The sequence below is a fragment of the Cellulomonas xylanilytica genome (assembly GCF_007989805.1).
GTDB lineage: Bacteria > Actinomycetota > Actinomycetes > Actinomycetales > Cellulomonadaceae > Cellulomonas > Cellulomonas xylanilytica.
Map to the genome: position 1 here is coordinate 1 of NZ_BJUB01000015.1, position 18,584 is coordinate 18,584.

General features: G+C 73.0%; 18 protein-coding genes. 8 read left to right on the top strand and 10 right to left on the bottom strand.

The annotated features are described in order from the left end of the window. Positions 1 to 81: 81 nt before the first annotated feature. Complete coding sequence (locus tag CXY01_RS19150) at positions 82 to 843, bottom strand: type 1 glutamine amidotransferase (RefSeq protein ID WP_246125496.1); 762 nt, start codon at positions 841 to 843, stop codon at positions 82 to 84. A 191-nt stretch (positions 844 to 1,034) separates the two neighbouring features. On the opposite strand from CXY01_RS19150, the gene CXY01_RS19155 reads away from it, so the two are divergent. From CXY01_RS19155 to CXY01_RS19180, 6 genes are all read left to right on the top strand, one after another. After that, entirely contained in the window at positions 1,035 to 1,769 is a 735-nt protein-coding gene (locus CXY01_RS19155; protein ID WP_146930931.1) for a response regulator transcription factor, read from the top strand. After that, positions 1,766 to 3,292, top strand: coding sequence for a sensor histidine kinase (locus CXY01_RS19160; protein WP_146930934.1), 1,527 nt, complete (start codon positions 1,766 to 1,768; stop codon positions 3,290 to 3,292). The genes CXY01_RS19155 and CXY01_RS19160 overlap by 4 nt, the downstream gene beginning before the upstream one ends. Before the next feature lie 43 nt (positions 3,293 to 3,335). Beyond that, the gene (locus CXY01_RS19165; protein ID WP_146930937.1) at positions 3,336 to 4,100 is read left to right on the top strand and encodes an HD domain-containing protein; all 765 of its coding nucleotides are present in this window, start codon (positions 3,336 to 3,338) and stop codon (positions 4,098 to 4,100) included. Positions 4,101 to 4,199: 99 nt separating this feature from the next. Next, the gene (locus CXY01_RS19170) at positions 4,200 to 4,499 is read left to right on the top strand and encodes a hypothetical protein (protein WP_146930940.1); all 300 of its coding nucleotides are present in this window, start codon (positions 4,200 to 4,202) and stop codon (positions 4,497 to 4,499) included. Between the two features lie 165 nt (positions 4,500 to 4,664). After that, the gene (locus tag CXY01_RS19175; protein ID WP_146930943.1) at positions 4,665 to 4,955 is read left to right on the top strand and encodes a WXG100 family type VII secretion target; all 291 of its coding nucleotides are present in this window, start codon (positions 4,665 to 4,667) and stop codon (positions 4,953 to 4,955) included. Positions 4,956 to 4,985: 30 nt separating this feature from the next. After that, positions 4,986 to 5,261 (top strand): DUF4031 domain-containing protein, encoded by a 276-nt coding sequence (locus CXY01_RS19180; protein WP_146930946.1) that lies wholly within the window; start codon positions 4,986 to 4,988, stop codon positions 5,259 to 5,261. A gap of 57 nt (positions 5,262 to 5,318) precedes the next feature. Here the strand turns inward: CXY01_RS19180 and atzF are convergent, their stop codons facing one another. The 3 genes from atzF to CXY01_RS19195 all read right to left on the bottom strand — a co-directional run bounded on the left by atzF (position 5,319) and on the right by CXY01_RS19195 (position 11,544). After that, positions 5,319 to 7,214: an allophanate hydrolase gene (gene atzF, locus CXY01_RS19185; protein ID WP_246125497.1), complete on the bottom strand. Its 1,896-nt coding sequence runs from the start codon at positions 7,212 to 7,214 to the stop codon at positions 5,319 to 5,321. Beyond that, a complete protein-coding gene (uca, locus tag CXY01_RS19190; RefSeq protein ID WP_146930949.1) occupies positions 7,211 to 10,813 on the bottom strand; it encodes an urea carboxylase in 3,603 nt (1,200 codons plus the stop codon). The genes atzF and uca overlap by 4 nt, the downstream gene beginning before the upstream one ends. Positions 10,814 to 10,944: 131 nt before the next feature. Further along, positions 10,945 to 11,544 carry a TetR/AcrR family transcriptional regulator gene (locus CXY01_RS19195; protein WP_146930952.1) on the bottom strand — a complete coding sequence of 200 codons (600 nt, stop codon included), beginning with the start codon at positions 11,542 to 11,544 and terminating at the stop codon, positions 10,945 to 10,947. An 84-nt stretch (positions 11,545 to 11,628) separates the two neighbouring features. On the opposite strand from CXY01_RS19195, the gene CXY01_RS19200 reads away from it, so the two are divergent. Both CXY01_RS19200 and CXY01_RS19205 read left to right on the top strand, forming a co-directional pair. Continuing rightward, complete coding sequence (locus CXY01_RS19200; RefSeq protein WP_146930955.1) at positions 11,629 to 12,210, top strand: hypothetical protein; 582 nt, start codon at positions 11,629 to 11,631, stop codon at positions 12,208 to 12,210. A gap of 58 nt (positions 12,211 to 12,268) precedes the next feature. After that, on the top strand, positions 12,269 to 12,892 hold the full coding sequence (locus CXY01_RS19205; protein WP_146930958.1) for a hypothetical protein: 624 nt from the start codon (positions 12,269 to 12,271) through the stop codon (positions 12,890 to 12,892). On the opposite strand, the gene CXY01_RS19210 is transcribed toward CXY01_RS19205, so the two are convergent. From CXY01_RS19210 to urtA, 6 genes are all read right to left on the bottom strand, one after another. Next, the gene (locus CXY01_RS19210) at positions 12,893 to 13,597 is read right to left on the bottom strand and encodes a GntR family transcriptional regulator (RefSeq protein ID WP_146930961.1); all 705 of its coding nucleotides are present in this window, start codon (positions 13,595 to 13,597) and stop codon (positions 12,893 to 12,895) included. It abuts the gene before it with no gap. 25 nt (positions 13,598 to 13,622) lie between these two features. Next, complete coding sequence (gene urtE, locus CXY01_RS19215; RefSeq protein WP_146930964.1) at positions 13,623 to 14,315, bottom strand: urea ABC transporter ATP-binding subunit UrtE; 693 nt, start codon at positions 14,313 to 14,315, stop codon at positions 13,623 to 13,625. Beyond that, entirely contained in the window at positions 14,315 to 15,178 is an 864-nt protein-coding gene (gene urtD, locus CXY01_RS19220) for an urea ABC transporter ATP-binding protein UrtD (protein ID WP_222594597.1), read from the bottom strand. Before urtD ends, urtE begins: the two co-directional genes overlap by 1 nt. After that, positions 15,175 to 16,269 carry an urea ABC transporter permease subunit UrtC gene (gene urtC, locus CXY01_RS19225; protein ID WP_146930968.1) on the bottom strand — a complete coding sequence of 365 codons (1,095 nt, stop codon included), beginning with the start codon at positions 16,267 to 16,269 and terminating at the stop codon, positions 15,175 to 15,177. The genes urtD and urtC overlap by 4 nt, the downstream gene beginning before the upstream one ends. Further along, positions 16,266 to 17,150, bottom strand: coding sequence for an urea ABC transporter permease subunit UrtB (urtB, locus tag CXY01_RS19230; RefSeq protein ID WP_146930971.1), 885 nt, complete (start codon positions 17,148 to 17,150; stop codon positions 16,266 to 16,268). Before urtB ends, urtC begins: the two co-directional genes overlap by 4 nt. Positions 17,151 to 17,223: 73 nt before the next feature. Continuing rightward, positions 17,224 to 18,486 (bottom strand): urea ABC transporter substrate-binding protein, encoded by a 1,263-nt coding sequence (urtA, locus tag CXY01_RS19235; RefSeq protein ID WP_146930974.1) that lies wholly within the window; start codon positions 18,484 to 18,486, stop codon positions 17,224 to 17,226. Positions 18,487 to 18,584 lie beyond the last annotated feature (98 nt).

Here is an 18,584-nt window from a genome sequence, read left to right on the forward strand (position 1 = left end):
CCGAGGGCTGAGGCCGAGCTCGGCTGAGACGACGAGAGCGCCCGTTCCCTCTCGCAGGGGACGGGCGCTCTCGTGCGTGGGTCAGACGGCGACGGGCTCGGGCTCGTCGGCCTTGGTGCGGACGTGGGCGGCGAACGACTCGGCCAGCGTGCGGCCGACGGTCTCGACGTCGTCCCGGCGGGCGGCGTAGGCGGCCAGCACGGCGTCGGTGTCGACGTCGTCGTGGCTGTCGGCCCAGCCGCGCAGGGTGTCCGCGCCGGCCTCGGGGTGGAACTGCACACCCCAGGCCGAGCCGATCCGGAACGCCTGGTACGGGTACATGGCGGAGGAGGCCAGCCAGACCGCGCCGCGGGGCAGGTCGACGACGGCGTCCGCGTGCATGCTGGGCTGCGGGGTGCTGTGCCGGCTGTCGGCGAGCGCAGCGACGGCACCGACGACGGCGTCGCCGGCGGCCTCGGGGCGCCAGCGCACGTCGATGATCCCCGACTCGCGCCCGGGAGGGGCCGCGACCTGCACGCGGCCGCCGCGCGCTGCGGCGAGCAGCTGGGCACCGAGGCAGATGCCGAGCGTGGGGACGCCCTGGGCGCTCGCGTCGGCGAGCAGGGCGCGCAGCTCCGGCAGCCACGGGGCTCCTGCGTCGTCGTAGGTCGACATGTGCCCGCCGAGGACGACGAGGCCGTCGCCGACCTCGCTCGCGACGGGAACGCTCTCACCGGCGAACGCCGCGACGATGCGCAGCTCGACGTCGCCGAGCCACTCGCCGAAGCGGTCGAGGGGGACGTCGGGAGAGCTCTGGATGACGGTGACGACCGGGCGACGGTCGCCGTGCAGGGGGGTGGTCACGCGCAGACGGTACCCCCGTCGGCACCCCGATCGACAGAGAATCGACGCCCCGTCTGTCCGGTTGCAGGTCAGTCGTCCATATTTGCCGAGCGGATGAATCTGTTACGCGTGCGCGTCATCACATCCGGGTGACGCTTTCCCGTTCGGTGTTCGTCCAGACAACTCCCAGGGATGCGGTCCACACTCGCACTATGTCGACACCCCACTCGTCGGGCACCCCGGAAGCGCGTCTGCTCGTCGTCGACGACGAGCCCAACATCCGCGAGCTCCTGGCGACGTCCCTGCGCTTCGCCGGCTTCGAGGTCTACGCCGCGGCCGACGGCGGCTCCGCGCTGCGCCTCGCGCGCGAGGTCGAGCCGGACCTCGTGGTGCTCGACGTCATGCTCCCCGACATGGACGGGTTCACGGTCACCCGACGCCTCCGGGAGAAGGGTCAGCACGTCCCCGTGCTGTTCCTGACCGCGCGCGACGACACGGCGGACAAGGTCCAGGGCCTGACGGTCGGCGGCGACGACTACGTGACCAAGCCCTTCAGCCTGGAGGAGGTCGTCGCCCGGATCCGCGCGGTCCTGCGCCGGACGCGGCCGGGTCTCGACGACGACAGCAGCGTGCTGCGGTACGCCGACCTCGAGCTCGACGAGGACTCGCACGAGGTGGTCCGCGCGGGCCACCCGGTCGACCTGTCCCCCACCGAGTTCAAGCTCCTGCGCTACCTCATGCTCAACCCGGGGCGCGTGCTGTCGAAGTCGCAGATCCTCGACCACGTCTGGCAGTACGACTGGGGCGGCGACGCGAACATCGTCGAGTCCTACATCTCCTACCTGCGGCGCAAGGTCGACCAGCTCGACGACGCCGACGGCCGGCGCCTGCCTCCGCTCATCCACACCAAGCGTGGGGTGGGCTACCTGCTGCGCGAGTCGTCGTGACGGCTGACGTGCTCGTCGACGAGACCGCCGAGCAGTACGCGCCACCTGCCCCTCGTCGCCGGCTCGGCGCGCTGCGCGGCTGGTGGGCGGGCACGACGCTCGCCTCCCGGCTCGTCGGCATCGTCACCGTGCTGCTGGCCGTGGGTCTCGTCCTGGCGGGCGCCATCAGCGCCGCGCTGCTCGGGGGCACGCTGGTCGACCAGGTCGACAACAAGCTGCGGACAGAGGGCTCGGAGCTGGCCCAGAGCACCGTGCAGTCCCTCAGCCGCGGCTTCGGCGGCAGCATGACCCCCAGCGACTACTACGTGCGCGTCGAGGTCGGGAACGTCGACAACGCGGACATCTCCCAGACCGCGGCCGCCCGGTACGGCACCCCCACCATCCCCGACCTGAGCACCGCGCAGCTCGAGGACGGCGAGGGCGAGCCGTTCACCGTCGGCTCCACCCGTCCCGGGTCCACGTGGCGGGCCGTCGCGTACCCGATCTACACCGCCGACGGCACGCCGGCGGGCTCGATCGTGGTGGCGCTGCCGCTCGGGGACATCGAGCGCACCGTCCGGCACATGAGCCTCGTGCTCCTGCTGACGGGGCTGGGCATCGTCCTGCTCGGCGCCGCGGCGGGCACGTGGGCGGTCCACCGCTCCCTGCGGCCGCTGCGCGAGATCGAGACCACCGCCGCGGCCATCGCCGCCGGCGACCTGTCCCAGCGTGTTCCGGCCGCCGACGAGCACACCGAGGTCGGCCGGCTCAGCGCGGCGCTGAACGGGATGCTGGCGCAGATCGAGATGGCGTTCGGCGCACAGACGGCCTCCGAGGCCCGCATGCGCCGGTTCGTCGCCGACGCCTCGCACGAGCTCCGCACCCCGCTGGCGACGATCCGCGGCTACGGCGAGCTGTACCGCATGGGTGCGCTCACCACGACCGAGCAGGTCGACGACACCCTGCGCCGCATCGAGCAGTCCGCCACGCGCATGGGCGCGCTCGTCGAGGACCTGCTCGCGCTCGCCCGGCTCGACGAGGGTCGGCCGATGCGCACCGGTCCCGTCGACCTCACCGTGCTCGCCGCCGACGCGGTCAGCGACCTGCACGCCCTCGACCCCGCACGGGCCACGCGGCTGGTCCCGCTCGTCGAGGGCGCCGAGGGCGGTCCGTGCGTCGTCGTCGGCGAGGAGTCGCGCCTGCGCCAGGTGCTGGCCAACCTCGTCGGCAACGCCGTCCAGCACACGCCGCCGGGCACCCCCGTCGAGATCGCCGTCGGCCACCTGCCGTCCGGCGAGGGTGCGATCGAGGTGCGCGACCACGGCCCCGGCATCGACCCCGAGCACGCCGCGCGCGTGTTCGAGCGGTTCTACCGGGTCGACGCGAGCCGCGGTCGCGACTCGGGCGGGGCGGGCCTGGGCATGGCGATCGTCGCCGCGATCGTCGACGCGCACGACGGTTCCGTGCGTCTCGCGCAGACACCCGGGGGCGGGACGACCGTCCGGATCACGCTCCCCGTTCCGGCCCACGACCCTCAGGTGTGAGGGCTAACATGACGGGTTCCTACCGTCGGAGTAAGGCTGATCCATGGGCGTCCATGACGCACCGCAGTGGTTGTTGTCCGCATTCGTGCGCAGCGCCGTCGGGGCTGGCGCCACCGCGCCGACCGAGCAGATCCGCGACGCCGGCCAGGCGCTGGTGGACCGCTGGGGCTCGCCCGGACGCTCCTTCCACAACCTGAAGCACCTGGTCGACGTCCTCATCCGCGTCGACGAGCTGGTCGAGGAGACGCACCAGCCCGACGTCGTGCGGCTCGCGGCCTGGTACCACGGCGCGATCTTCGACGCCGCCGACCGCAAGGCCTACGCCAACCGCGGCGGCGAGGACGAGATCGCCAGCGCGCGGCTCGCCTACGACGAGCTGATCGCGCTCGGCGTCCCGGAGGCCCGCGCCCAGCGGGTGCACGACCTCGTGGTCGCCCTCGTCCGGCACGCCCCCAACCCGTCGGACTTCGACTGCGCGGTCCTGTGCGACGCGGACCTCGCGATGCTCGCCACCGAGCCGCAGAAGTACAAGGCGTACGTGCAGGACATCCGCACCGAGTACTCGCACCTGCCGCTCGAGGACTACGTGCGCGCGCGCGTCCGCATCATCCACAAGCTCCTCGCCCGGCCCTCGCTGTTCGTCAGCCCGCTCGGGTCGGCGTGGGAGGAGGCCGCCCGGCAGAACCTGTCCGGCGAGCTGCAGCGGCTGGAGAAGGAGCTGCGCGGGATCGACGCCGCCGCGGCGGAGGAGGCCGCCAGCACGACGCGTGGGGCCGACGCCGAGGGGTCGAACGCGGCTCGTACCTGACGCGCCTGCGGTCGAGAGCGCTCGACGGGCGGGCCCCGCGCAGCCTCAGTAGGCTGCCCGGCGCCGAGGTCCGCCGGACCTCCTCCGAAGGGATGTCCTATGCGCCGCACCGTCGCCCGTGTCCTGACTGCCCTCCTGCTGGTCTCCGGCGTGGGGGTGGCCGCCGCGCCCGCCGCCCAGGCCGGTGGGTGCGACACGAGGTACTACTCGAACGGCTGGTCGCAGCGCTGCTGGGGCCTCCCCGGCTCGTACCGCATCACCGCGACCTGCCAGCCGTACGACCTCGCGCGCCGGTACGTGGTCGTGGGCGAGTGGCGCCGGTTCGGTGGCGACGGCTACTCGACGGCTCGGTGCAACCCGGGCGCCCAGTACGTCGAGGGCTCGCTCCAGTTCGGCTGACCGCGCCGGGGTCCGTCCCCGCGACCTGCCCCGAGCCGCCCACAGCCCACCTGCGCCCCGGTCCGTCCCCGGACCGGGGCGCAGGCGCGTCGGAGGGCCACCGCCGCTCGTAGCGTCCTCGGACACGAGCCGGGACCGCCCGGCCACCACCGACGGAGGTCCCCGATGAGCAGGTACGAGGTCGACAGCGCGCAGGTCGCGACGGCCGCGGCGAGCGTGCAGGTCCGCGCAGGAACGATCCGCAGCGAGGTCGCGGCGATGCACCGGCAGCTGGCCGAGCTGCAGGGGTCATGGCGCGGCGCGGCCGCCACGGCGTTCACCGGGGTGCTCGCCGACTGGACGGCCACGGAGACCCGGCTTGACGCGTCGCTGGAGCAGATCGTCGCCGCGATGCAGTCGGCGGCGCACACCTACGCCGAGGCCGAGACGCAGGCCTCTCGCCTGTTCACCGTGTAGCCGGCGCGGCCCTGCGCCTACGCTCGGGCGGTGACCGTGCTCGTGGACCCTCCGATGTGGCCGAACCACGGCATGCTCTGGGGTCACCTGGTCAGCGACTCCTCGCTGGAGGAGCTGCACGCGTTCGCCACCCGGGCCGGCATCCCCCCGCGGGGGTTCGACCGGGACCACTACGACGTCCCCGACCAGCGGATCGACGAGCTGGTCGCGCTGGGGGCGGAGCTGGTGAGCGCCAAGGAGCTGATCCGGCGGCTCCGCGCGTCCGGGCTCCGGGTGCCGGCGCGCGACCGCGAGCGACGTCGGTAGCCGACGGGCGATCGCGGTGTCGGGTCGCCGGACCTCGGTGGTCGTGGCGGTCGGGGGTCAGAGGCCCCGGCGGAGGGCCTCCACCCAGCCGCCGGTCGCCGTGATGTCCGCGCCGGCAGCGCCGGACTCGGCCGTGCAGCCGAAGCCGACCACCCAGGTACCGTCCTCCAGCTCCACCTGCCCGAGCGACATCGGGGACGGCAGCCCCGCGAGCATCCGGCCGAGCGCACCGGGCGAGAGCCGCCAGACCTCCCCCACGATCGGCGCGCCCGCCCCCGACCCTGCCCGCACCAGGCCCGGCTTGCGGGGCTGGGTGTCGAGCGCGACCAGGCGGTAGGCGTCGGACGTGCGGACGGTCCGGCGGAACCGGGCACCGAGCGCGGTCAGCTCGCGGTTCAGCGGCTGGCCACGCAGGTGGGCCCCGACGACGAGGACGTCGACCCCGGCCTCGACGAGCAGGTGGTCAGAGGGCTCGTCGTCGGCGTCGCCGGGTGCGTGCGCCAGGAGGCGGGCCGCCAGGTCCAGGGCCAGCTGGTCGTCGAAGGCGCGGGACAGCACCGTGACGCCGAAGGGACCGCCGTCCGCCTCTCCGGAGGGGATCGCGACGGCAGCCATGTCGAGGAGGTTGACGAAGTTCGTGTACGTGCCCAGACGGCGGTTGATCGCCACCGGGTCGGCCTGCACCGCGGCGATCGTCGGGTGCTCGGTCGTGGTCGGCAGCAGGAGCAGGTCGCAGCCGTCCAGGACCGCGGCTGCCTCCACCTTCGCGGTGGCGAGCCGGGCGCGGTCGGCGACGTAGGCGTGCGCCGGGGTGTCGCGGCCGGCCAGGATGATCGAGCGCACGGTGGGGTCCGCGTCGGGTGCGTCGGTGAGGAACGCGCCGACCGCCTCGTACCGCTCGGCGACGATCGCGCCGTCGTACAGCAGCCGCGCGGCCGACAGCATCCCGGAGATGTCGACCGTCCTGACCTGTGCGCCGACCGCACGGACGGCGTCGACCGACGCGCGGAAGGCCGCACGCCAGCCGGGCGACAGCGGTGCGAGGTCCTCGTCGCGCGGCACGGCGACGACCGCGGCGGACGGCAGACCGAGGCGCACGTCGGCGGGCCAGGGCCGCCGTGCGGGGTCGGACGGGTCCGCACCGACCATGGTGCGGGTGGCCACGACACCGAGGTCGAGGTCCCGCGTGAACGTGGTCACGACGTCGTAGTTGCGGCAGGCGGGGACGACCCCGGTGGTCGGGACGAGGCCGAGGGTGGTCTTGATGCCGACGAGCGCACCGAACGCCGCGGGGACGCGCCCGGACCCGGCCGTGTCGGTGCCGATCCCGATGTCCGCGATGCCGAGCGCCACGGCGACGGCGGACCCGGAGCTCGACCCGCCCGAGACGCGGTCCGGGAGCGTGGCGTGCCGGACGGCGCCGAACGGGCTGCGGACACCGACGAGCCCCGTCGCGAACTGGTCGAGGTTGGTCTTGCCGAGGACGACCGCACCGGCGTCGAGCAGCGCCTGGACGGCGGGCGCGCTCGTCCGGGCCGGACCTGGCCGGCCCGCGGGGTCGGTCGCGAACGACGGGCACGCGGCCGTCGTCGGCAGCCCGGCGACGTCGACGTTGTCCTTGACGGCGAGCGTGCGCCCGGCGAGCGGCAGCACCGCGCCGGCGGCCAGCCGTGCGTCGACCTCTCGCGCCGCGGCGATCGCGGCCGCCTCGGGCAGCAGGGTGATCCACACCTCGGGCCGGTCGACCTCGGCGATCCGCGCGTACGCGCGCCGGACGCGGGCCTCGGCCACGCCGGTGACGGGGGCGGCGGCGCTCCCGTCCGTCAGCGCGGTCAGGTCCGCCGGCGCCGTCTCTGGCGCCCGCACGGGCATCGCTTCCGTCCCCATCACACCGTCCCGCACCCCGCTGGTCTCCTCGTCCGTCGTCATGCCGTCCATCGTCGTGCGCGTCACGCGCCCACCGCCAAGATCGCCAGCGGCGCGCCGGGTGCCACGTGCTGCCCGGGTTCGACGAGGACCTTCAGGACGGTCCCGTCGGCGGGTGCCGCGACGCCCAGCTCCAGCTTCATGGCCTCCAGCGCGATCAGCAGATCACCTTCCCGCACCTGCTCACCGGCCTGCGCCTCGATCCGCCAGACGCTGCCGACCATCGGCGCCTCGACCAGGACGCACCCGTCGAGCAGCTCGATCTCCCCCGGCCCGGAGGCGAGGTCGCCGGAGTGGCCGAGTTCCTCCTCGGCGGTGGCGAACTCGCCGGCGAGCTCCCACGCGGCGCGCTCGTCGGCGAACGCAGCGGCCTGCCGTGCCTGGAACTCGGCGATGTCGTCGGCGTGCTCGGCGAGCATGGCCAGGTGCTCGCGGTAGGAGAACGTGCCGTGCTCGACCTCGACGTCGAGGCGCCCGGACGCGAACGCGTCGCGCTGCGCGAGCAGCTCGTCGGCCGCGACCGGGTGCCAGACCACGCGGTCGAAGAAGCGGAGCAGCCACGGCTTGCCGGGCTCGAACACCCCGCGCTGCCGGTGCCCCGACCAGATGGGCACGGTGCGGCCGACCAGCTGGTACCCGCCGGGCGAGTCCATGCCGTAGACGCACAGGTACTGGCCGCCGAGGCCGACGGTGTCCGCGGCGGTCCAGGTGCGGGCGGGGTTGTACTTGGTGGTCATGAGGCGGTGCCGGGGGTCGAGCGGGACGGCCAGCGGGGCGCCGAGGTAGACGTCGCCGAGGCCGAGGACGAGGTACTCGGCGGCCATCATCGTGTCGAACACGTCGTCGGTGGACGGCAGGCCGTTGATGCGCCGGACGAACTCGATGTTCGACGGCAGCCAGGGGGCGTCCGGCCGGACGCCGGCCTGGTAACGCGCGACGGCCTCGGCGATCACGGGGTCGTCGAAGGACAGCGGCAGGTGGATGCGCCGGCTGGGGACGACGAGGTCCTCGGTCGCGGGCAGCGAGTGCTCCAGGGCGACCAGGACGTCGACCAGGGCGCGCACCGAGATCACCGACGGGTCGACATGCACGTGCAGGCTGCGGACGCCCGGCGTGATGTCGATGACGCCCGGCGTGCCCGTGAGCGCCTCGCCGAGCGCGTGCACCCGCATGCGCAGCCCGAGGTCGAGCACCATCGGGCCGTACTCGACGAGCACGTTGTCGTCGCCGCCGCGCAGGTAGACGACGTCGGGATCACCGGTGATCCGCGCCAGCACGCCGTCGTCCCCGTCGGGACCGGTCAGCACGTCGGGTCCCAGGTGCGCGGACGCGCGCAGGGCGTCGTCGGTGCGCAGGGCGTCCGCGGTGGCGTCGGGCACGGGCACGAGCCGGACGGTGTCGCCGGGCCGGATCTGGCCCATCTTCCAGCGGTGGCCGACCACGACGGTCAGCGGGCAGGCGAACCCGCCGAGGCTGGGCCCGTCGGGACCGAGCAGGATCGGGGTGTCGCCCGAGACGTTCAGCGCACCGACCGAGTACGGGTTGTCGTGCAGGTTCGACGGGTGCAGGCCCGCCTCGCCGCCGTCGGGCCGCGCCCACTGGGGCTTGGGCCCGGTGAGCCGGATGCCGGTGCGGTTGGCGTGCGTCTGCACCTGCCAGGTGGCGGCGTAGAACATCTCCATGTCCGCAGCCGTGAAGTACGAGGGCGCCGGCTGCGGTCCCTCCTGGACCGCGACCTCCCACTCGTGCACCAGCTGCGGCCGGACGTCCTCCGGCACGCCGACGGGCGGCGGGCCGAGCGGGACACCGGGCACGAGGGTGTCGCCGACGACGAGCGCGCGGCCGGTGTACCCGCCGAAGCCGCCCATCGAGAAGGTCGAGGCGGAGCCGAGGTACAACGGGACGTCCAGCCCGCCGCGCAGCAGGACGTAGGTGCGCAGGCCGGCGTCGTGCGGCGCGCCGACGTCGAGGATGCCTCCGGCGGGCACGGTCACCGGCTCCCACTGCGGCACGGGCGACCCGTCGACGGTGACCGGCGCGGACGCACCCGTCACGCAGACCACCGTCTCGTGGCTGAACCGCAGCCGCGGTCCGGTCAGCGTGCACTCCAGCCCGGCCGCGCCCTCGGCGTTGCCCAGCGCGCGGTTGCCCAGCCGGAAGGAGAGGTCGTCCATCGGCCCCGACGGCGAGATGCCGACGTCCCAGAAGCCGAGCCGACCCGGCCAGTCCTGCACGGTCGTCATCACGCCGGGGCGGACGACGTCGATGTACGGCTCGTCGTCGGTGACGCCCGCCAGGGTGCCGGTCGTGTGCGTGCCGGCGAGGACGTCGGGCAGCGCGACGGCCTCGCGCAGGAGCGGGAGGTTCGTCTGCACCCCGGTGAACCGGGTGGCCGCGAGCGCACGCCGCGACGCCGCGAACGCCTCGGTGCGACCCGGTGCGTGCACGATCACCTTGGCGAGCATCGGGTCGTAGTGGCTGGTCACCTCCTGCCCGGTCTCCGCCCAGGCGTCGACCCGGACCGTCGGGTCGTCGGGGTAGACCACCTCGGTGAGCAGGCCGGCGCTGGGCTGGTAGTCCTTGCGCGGATCCTCCGCGTACACGCGGACCTCGACGGCGTGCCCCTCGATAGCCGGGCCCTCGTCGGGCACGTCGTCCAGGAACGACGCGTCGCCCTGGGCCAGCTGCAGCATCCACGCCACCAGGTCGACGCGCGTCACGGCCTCGGTCACCGGGTGCTCGACCTGCAGCCGGGTGTTGACCTCGAGGAACGACGCCTCGCCGCGGTCGACGTCGTAGACGTACTCGACCGTCCCCGCGGACCGGTAGGACACGGACGCGGTGAGCGCCCGGGCGGACTCGTGCAGCATCGCGCGGACGTCGTCGGGCAGGGCGGGCGCCGGGGCCTCCTCGACGACCTTCTGGTTGCGCCGCTGCAGCGAGCAGTCGCGGCCCCCGAGGCTCACCACGCGGCCGGCGCCGTCGCCGAACACCTGCACCTCCAGGTGCCGGGCGCGGGACACGAACCGCTCCAGGAACACCCCGGCGCTGCCGAAGCTCGCCGCCGCGAGCCGCTGCACGCGGTCGAACGCGGCCACCAGCTGGTCGGCGTCGGCGCACGCCTGCATGCCGATCCCGCCTCCGCCGCCGACGGCCTTGACCATGACGGGATAGCCGACGACGGACGCCGCCGCGAGCGCCTCGTCGACCGAGGCCAGCAGCCCGCTCCCGGCGACCAGCGGGACACCTGCCGCCTGGGCCGCCTCGCGCGCCTGGTGCTTGTCGCCGAACACCGACAGCTGCGTGGCCGTCGGCCCGACGAACGCGATGCCCGCCGCCTCGACCTCGCGGGCGAACTGCGCGTTCTCCGACAGGAACCCGTACCCGGGGTGGATCGCGCCCGCCCCGGTCTCGGACGCCGCGTGCAGCACCAGCTCGGGTCGCAGGTAGCTCTCGCCGGCCGCGGCGGGGCCGAGGCGCACGGCGACGTCGGCGAGCCGCACGTGCGGGGCGGCGGCGTCCGCGTCGGAGTACACGGCGACGGTCTTGAGGCCGAGCTCGCGCGCGCTGCGCAGGATGCGGACGGCGATCTCGCCGCGGTTGGCCACGAGCAGGGTGTCGAACACGGCGTCCCCCGGGTGCGGTGGTGCGTGGGCCGCACTCCCCCAGGGCGTCCGGCACGGGATGTATACACCCCGGTATCCGGCACGCTAGAGACGCCGTGTTTCCCGCCCCACGCGCTCGCGTAAACGGTGCGTTACACCTTCCCGTGCACGGTCAGCTGCGCCGCGACTGCGGCGACGTACCGCGAGAGCGTCGTGCGGTCCGGTGCGGGGAACGGCTCCTCGGCGACCATCACGTGGTGCAGCGCGGCGGTCAGCAGGAAGCCGAACGCCTCGACGTCCACGTCGTCGCGCACGTCCCCGTCGCGCTGACGGGCCGCGAGGAAGTCCGTCATGACGGTCGCCCACGAGCGCGTGACGCCGGCCTCCACCGCGACGCGCAGCGGGCCGTCGTCGCCCGTCGACCGGCTGAGGTGGGCGACGAGCGCGGGCGCGTCCGAGGCGAGCTGGACGTCGGAGAACTCCAGGAGCCGGTCGGCGAGGGTGCCACCCGGACGTGCGGCCCACTCGTCGAGCTCTCTCGCCAGGTCCGCGAGCGAGCGCCAGGTCAGCTCCCCCAGCAGGTCCTCCCGCGAGGAGAACGCCTTGTACGACATGCCGACCGCCATGCCCGCCTCGGACGCGAGGGCCCGCATCGTCAGGCCGTCCACGCCGTCGCGGGCGATCACGGTCCGGGCGTGCGCGAGGAGCGTCGTGCGCAGGGCGTCGACGTCCAGGGCGGGTCGGGGGGTCACACGTCTCTCCCGTCGTTGACGCTGGAAGAATACATGAACTACCGTTCATGAACATTAGTTCACGATACGGAGGAGGACATCCGCATGAGCACCGCAGACGTCGCAGCACCCACGGAACGCTCGGCCCCGGCGCGGACGTGGGCCCCGGTGGCCTGGGTCGCCCTGGGGGTGGCCACCGGGGTGCTCATGATCCTGCCGGGCGGCGACGACGACGGCCTCACGAGCATGCAGCCGACCACGGTGATCGGCATCGCCGTCCTCGGCTACCTCACCGCGGCGGTCGCCGGGCGGCGCTGGGTCGGGTGGGTCGCCGCCTGGACGTTCGCGGTCCTCGTCGTGGTGGCCGGGGCGCTGGACGTCCCCCGGACCGCCGTCCTCGTCGCGTCCGCGGTGATCCTCACCGGCATCGGTCTCGTCCTGCGGCCGCGGCTCACCGTCCCGCAGGCGCTGGCGGCGGCCGGCTACCTCGGCGTCGCGCTGATCGCCCTCGCGCTCGCGCCGCGCATCGGGCTCGCGATCGCCGGCCTCGCCCTGGTGGCGCACGTGGTGTGGGACGTCCTCCACTACCGGCGCGACGCCGTGGTCACGCGGTCGCTGGCCCTGTGGTGCATCGGGCTGGACCTGGTCGTCGGCGGAGCCTGCGTCGTCGCCGCGGTGGCCGGCTGACCCACATCGTTGCCCCGTCGTGGCCGGGCCGTGATGCTCGTCCGGGATCGTGGTCGCCGTGACGACGACGCAGGACGAGGCCGGCCGGTCCCGACGGCCACGCCGACCCGCCGTCGCCCTCGGTGTCGCGGCGCTCCTGGTGGGCGGGGCAGCGGTCTGGGCGACCCGGACGGTCGCCGAGATCCGGCGCGACGACGCGAACCCCTTTCTGCACTCGCTCGAGGTCGCCCGCGAGCGACTGCACGACCAGGTCGGTGCCGTCCGGTACGACGATCCCGACAGCGTGGGCCGAGCGGCCGTCCAGGGGCTGACGGACGGGACCGGCAACCCGTTCCGCTTCGTCGCCACCGACGAGGACGGCACGACGACCACGGAGGTCCTGCTCACCGCCTCCGTCACCCGCGGCGTCATCAAGGCGAGCCAGCAGACGACCAGCGTGTGCCTCACCGTCACGGTCACGCCGAGGTCGTTCTGGGGTGGGCGCGGCTCGGTCACGTCGGAGCAGACGCCGTGCACGAGGATCATCCCGCCGTCGGACGGGGTCGCGCCGCCGGCGGAGACACTCGATCGGCACCGAACGTCCGTGCGGAGGCCGGCCCCGACCCCGGGACCGGAGGAGCGCCCGCGCTTCCCGGTCTGCTACAGCGGGAGCGACTGCGAGGACGAGGGGTTCGGGGGCTAGTCAGCCCGCGAGCGCCATGCGGGTCATCGACTGCGTCGCGCGCTGCATGACGACCTCCAGCGACTCCCCCACGTGCTTGTGCAGGGCGGTGAGGGCGGAGGGCAGCTCCCGGGCGAGGACGAGGTCGAGGATCTCGAGGTGCTCGTCGATGGTCGCCGTGATGCGGTCGGTCTCGACGAAGTCGTGCATGCGCACGGCCCGGATCTTCTGGTTCACGGTGACCAGCGCGCCGGTCAGCTGGGTGTTCCCCGACGACCTCGAGAGCACCTGGTGGAAGCCCTCGTCGAAGAGCACGAAGCTGGCGTCGGGCTCCGGCGGGGCGTCGCGCAGCTCGGCCCACTTCTCCCGCTCGGTGCGCAGCAGCTCGTCGTCGTGCCGGACCTGCGGGTTCTCGATGGCCCGGGCGATGCCGCGCAGCTCGAGGGTGATCCGCAGCTCGTAGAGGTTGCGCAGGTCCTCGAGGCTCGGCACGACGACCGCGTACCCGAAGTCGGTCCGCTCGACGAGCCCGTCGGAGAGCAGTCGCGACAGGGCCTCGCGGACCGGGGTGCGGGACACGTCGAAGAGCTTGCCCAGCTTGGGTTCGGTCAGGCGCTCCCGCGGCGAGATGCGTCCGTTGAGGATCTCGTCGCGCAGCTGCTGATAGACCACGTCACGCAGCGACCGCGGATCCTCGGACAGCCCGGTCGTCCCACCCGTGCTCATGGTCACGAAGCGTAGACCTCCCCCCTCATAGGGCCATCGCGGCGCGCACGTCGGCCTCCTGGTCGGCTCCGCCCGCACCCGAGCTGGTCACCCGCCCGGACTCCAGCACGTAGTACTGCCCGGCCGCGCCGAGGGCGAAGCCGACGTGCTGCTCGACCAGCAGCACCGACAGGCCGGCGGCGCTGAGCGTGCCGATGGCGTCCTCGATCTCCTGCACGACGGACGGCTGGATGCCCTCGGTGGGCTCGTCGAGGATGAGGACGCGCGGCCCGGTCAGGAGCGCCCGGGCGATGGCGAGCTGTTGGCGCTGCCCCCCGGACAGGAGGCCGGCACGTCGGCCGAGCAGGTCGCGCAGCGCCGGGAACAGGTCGAGCGCGTCGGACATGCGCGACGCCCCGGCGGACCCGGCACCGTCGGCGACGAGCTGCAGGTTCTCGCGCGCGGTGAGCTGGCCGAACGACTGCTGGCCCTGCGGCACGTAGGCGAGACCGCGCCGGACGCGCTGGTGGGGCCGCAGCTTGGACACGTCCTCGCCGAACAGCGTGACCTTCCCGCTGCGCACCGGCAGCAGACCGACCGCCGCCCGCAGGAGCGTCGTCTTGCCGGCACCGTTGTGCCCCATGATCGCCGTGACGCCGCCGTCGGCGACCTCCACGTCGACCCCGTGCACCACGGACGTGCGGCCGTAGCCGACGTGCACCCCGGTGAGCGCAAGCATCAGGACGCCTCCTTCGAAGAACCGCGCGCACCCGCACCGCGACCGAGGTACACCTCGACCACCTTCGGGTCCGCCTGCACCTGCGCGACCGTCCCCTCGCTGAGCACCGAGCCCTGGTGGAGGACGGTCACCGACGAGGCGAAGCTGCGCAGGAACTCCATGTCGTGCTCGACGACGACCACCGTGCGCTGGGCGCCGATGCGCTGGAGCAGCTGCCCGGTCTCCTCCCGCTCGGCCTGGCTCATGCCCGCCACGGGCTCGTCGAGCAGCAGCAGCCGGGCGTCCTGCACGAGCAGCATCCCGATCTCCAGCCACTGCTTCTGCCCGTGCGCGAGCACCCCGGCGGGCAGGTCCCGTGCGTGCGCGAGCCCGACGGTCTCGAGCGCGGCCTCGACGGCGTCCGGGATCCCCTTCCGCCGGCGCAGCATCACGCGGGCCTTGCGACCCGCCCCCGCCGCGATGTCGAGGTTCTGCAGCACGGTGAGCTCGTCGAACACGCTGGCCGTCTGGAACGTCCGACCCACCCCGGCGCGGGCGACCTTGTGCGACGCCTTCCCCACCAGCTCGACCCCGCCGAACCGGATGGACCCGGTGGCCGGCGCCAGCCCCGTGATGGCGTCGACGATCGTGGTCTTGCCGGCGCCGTTGGGCCCGATGAGGAACCGCAGGTCGCCCTGCGTCACCGTGAGGTCGACACCCGCCACGGCGACGAACCCGTCGAAGACCACCCGCAGGCCACGGATCTCCAGGTAGTCGTGCCGGAACCGGGTCTCGTCGGCGGCGATCACCGTCTCGAGCGCGTCGGGGTCGAGCGACCCCTCGCCGATCAGGGGTGCGGCTGTGGTCGGCATCGGCTCGGTCATGTCGTCTTCCCGGAGGTCTCGAGGGCGGCGGGCTCGGGCACGGGGGCCTCGGGTTCCGCGGGAGCGGAGCGCCGTCGCCGGAACAGGCGGCCGATCGTCGCGAGCCCGTTGGGCAGGAACGCCACGACGAGGATGAACAGGGCGCCCTGGAAGTAGATCCAGAAGGACGGGAACGACTCCGACAGCGACGTCTCGGCCCAGGACACGCCGATCGCACCCAGCACAGGCCCCAGCAGGGTGGCCCGACCGCCGATCGCGACGCCGACCAGGAACCCGATGGAGGGCACCACGCCGACGTCGGCCGGGGAGATGATCCCGACGATGGGCGTGAAGAGCGCACCGCCGATGGCCGCGAAGCAGGCGGCGATCGCGTAGGCGACCACCTTGACGATCGCAGGGTCGTACCCGAGGAACCGGACGCGGTTCTCCTCGTCGCGCACCGCGACCAGGAGCTCCCCGTATCGAGAGTTCATGATCAGCCGGACGACGACGACCATGGCCAGCAACACCCCGGCGGCGATGAAGTAGAGCATCCGCTTGTTCACCGGGTCGGAGAGCGTGAACCCGAAGAACGACTGGAACCCGTTCAGCCCGTTGGTGCCGCCGGTGACCTTCTGCTGGCCGACGAGCAGGATGGCGAACGCCGCCGCGAGCGCCTGGGACAGGATCGCGAAGTAGGCGCCCCGCACCCGCCGCTTGAACACCGCGAGCCCGAGCAGCGTCGCCAGCAGGGCCGGCAGCACCAGGATCGCGAGGATGGTGACCACCGGGTCCCGGAACGGCTCCCACCAGCCCGGTACCGTGCCGTCGCCGTACAGGAGCATGAAGTCCGGCACCCCGCCCGGGCCCGCGTCGGACAGCTTGAGGTGCATCGCCATCAGGTAGCCGCCGAGGCCGAAGAACACGCCCTGCCCGAGCACGAGCATCCCACCGCGCCCCCAGGCCAGGCCGATGCCGACCGCGACCATGGCGAGGCAGCAGAACTTGGCCAGCAGGTTCAGCCGGAAGTCGGAGAGCAGGGCCGGCGCGACGCCGAACAGCAGCACCGCGGCGATCAACAGGCCACCCCACAGGCGGACGCGGGGGCTCACGCGAGGCTCCGCGTGCGCACCGAGACGAGGCCCTGCGGCCTGACCTGCAGGAACGCGACGATGACCACGAACAGCAGCACCTTGGCGATGCTCGCGGTCGTCGAGTACTCGAAGCCCGCCTGGAGCAGGCCGAGCGCGAACGCCGCGATGACCGCGCCCTTGAGCTGCCCGATGCCGCCGACGACCACGACGAGGAACGCGTCGACGATGTAGTTGGTACCCAGCGTCGGACCGACCGACCCGAGCAGCGTGAGCGCGACCCCGGCGACCCCGGCCACGCCGGAGCCGACGAAGAACGTGAGCCGGTCCGTCGCCCGCGTCGAGATGCCGGACGTCTCCGCCAGGTCGCGGTTCTGCACGGTGGCCCGGATGCGCCGGCCGAGCGGGCTGAGCTTGAGCAGCAGGGACAGCGCCAGCACGCACAGCAGCGCGAGCGCCAGGATGAACAGCCGGGTCTTCGGGATCCCCACGCCGAGGATCTGCACCGCGCCGGACAGGAACGCCGGGGCGCGGACGTCGACGTTCGGGGCGCCGAACACGTCGCGGGCCAGCTGCTGGAGCACCAGCGCGACGCCGAACGTGACCAGCAGGGTGTCCAGCGGCCGCTTGTACATCCGCGAGATGAGCGTGACCTCGAGGAGCAGGCCCAGCAGGCCGCCGACGACGAACCCGATCACCAGAGACGCCAGCAGGGAGACCCCCGCGTCGGCGATCACGCCCTGGACGACGAACGCCGTGTACGCGCCGGCCATCATGAACTCGCCGTGCGCCATGTTGATGACGCCCATCTGACCGAACGTCAGCGCCAGGCCGAGCGCCGCGAGCAGCAGCACCGACCCCAGGCTGAGGCCCGCGAAGAGCTGTGAGACGAGGGCATCCATCCGGGACCCGTCCTTCCAGGTGGGGAGAGGGAGGTGGCCCGGCGCCTCCGAGAGGCGCCGGACCACCCGGGGGTTAGGACAGGCCCTCGGCCCAGTCGTAGCCCTCGAGGAACGGGTCCGGCTCGATGGGACCGTCCGACGACCACTCGGTGTAGATGAGCCCGTCGGGGCCGATCTTGCCGATGAGCGCGGTCTTCGCGATGTGGTGGTTGTCGCCGTTCACCGTGACGGTGCCCTCGGGCGCCTCGAACGTCGTGCCGTCGGCCGCCTCCTGGATGTCCGCGACCTCGAACGACTCCGCCTTCTCGACCATGAGCTTCCACAGGTAGAGCGACGTGTACGCGGCCTCCATCGGGTCGGACGTCACGCGGTCGTCGCCGAACTTGGCCTTGAACGCCTCGACGAACGTGGTGTTCGCCGGGCTGTCGACCGTCTGGTAGTAGTTCCACGCGGTGAGCTGCCCGACGATGTTGTCGATGCCGATGCCGCCGACCTCCTCCTCGGCGATCGACACCGAGACGACGGGAAGGGTCTCCGCGGCCAGGCCGACGTTCTTGTACTCCTTGAAGAACGCGACGTTGGAGTCACCGTTGAGGGTGTTGAACACCGCGTCCGCGCCGGAGCCCTTGAGCTTGTTCACGATGGTCGCGAAGTCCGTGTGGCCCAGCGGGGCGTACTCCTCGCCGACGATCTCGACGTCGTTGGCGCCGGCCCAGGCGACGATCTCCTTGTTGGCCGTGCGCGGGAACACGTAGTCCGAGCCGACCAGGAAGATCTTCGACTTGCCCTGCTCCTTGAGGTAGTCCATGCCCGGCAGGATCTGCTGGTTGGTCGTCGCGCCCGTGTAGAAGATGTTCGGCGACGCCTCCAGGCCCTCGTACTGGACCGGGTAGAACAGCAGGGAGTCCTTGGCCTCGAAGACGGGGAGCATCGCCTTGCGCGACGAGGACGTCCAGCCGCCGAACACCGCGGCGACGCAGTCGGAGGAGATGAGCTTCTCGGCCTTCTCCGCGAACACGGTCGGCTCCGAGGCGCCGTCCTCCGCGACGATCTCGAGCTGCTTGCCCAGGACCCCGCCGTCGGCGTTGATCTCCTCGGCGGCCAGGTCGAGGGAGTCCCGGACCGTCTGCTCCGAGATGGCCATCGTGCCGGACAGCGAGTTGAGGAAGCCGATCTTGACGGTGTCGCCGGACGTGTCGACGCAGGAGGACGACGCCGCCGTGCCGGCGTCGGCCGGGTCGTCGGAGGTGCGGGCGCCGCAGCCGGCGACACCGAGTGCGACGACCAGGGCGGCCGCCGGGAGAGCGAGTGCGCGCGATCTGGGCTGCTTATTCAAAGGAGGATGCCTTTCGCTGAGGACGAGCAGAGGGGCAGATCCGGGTGAGGGCCTCGAGGAGCGCACGACACCGCGCTGTGTCCCGCGCTGTATACATC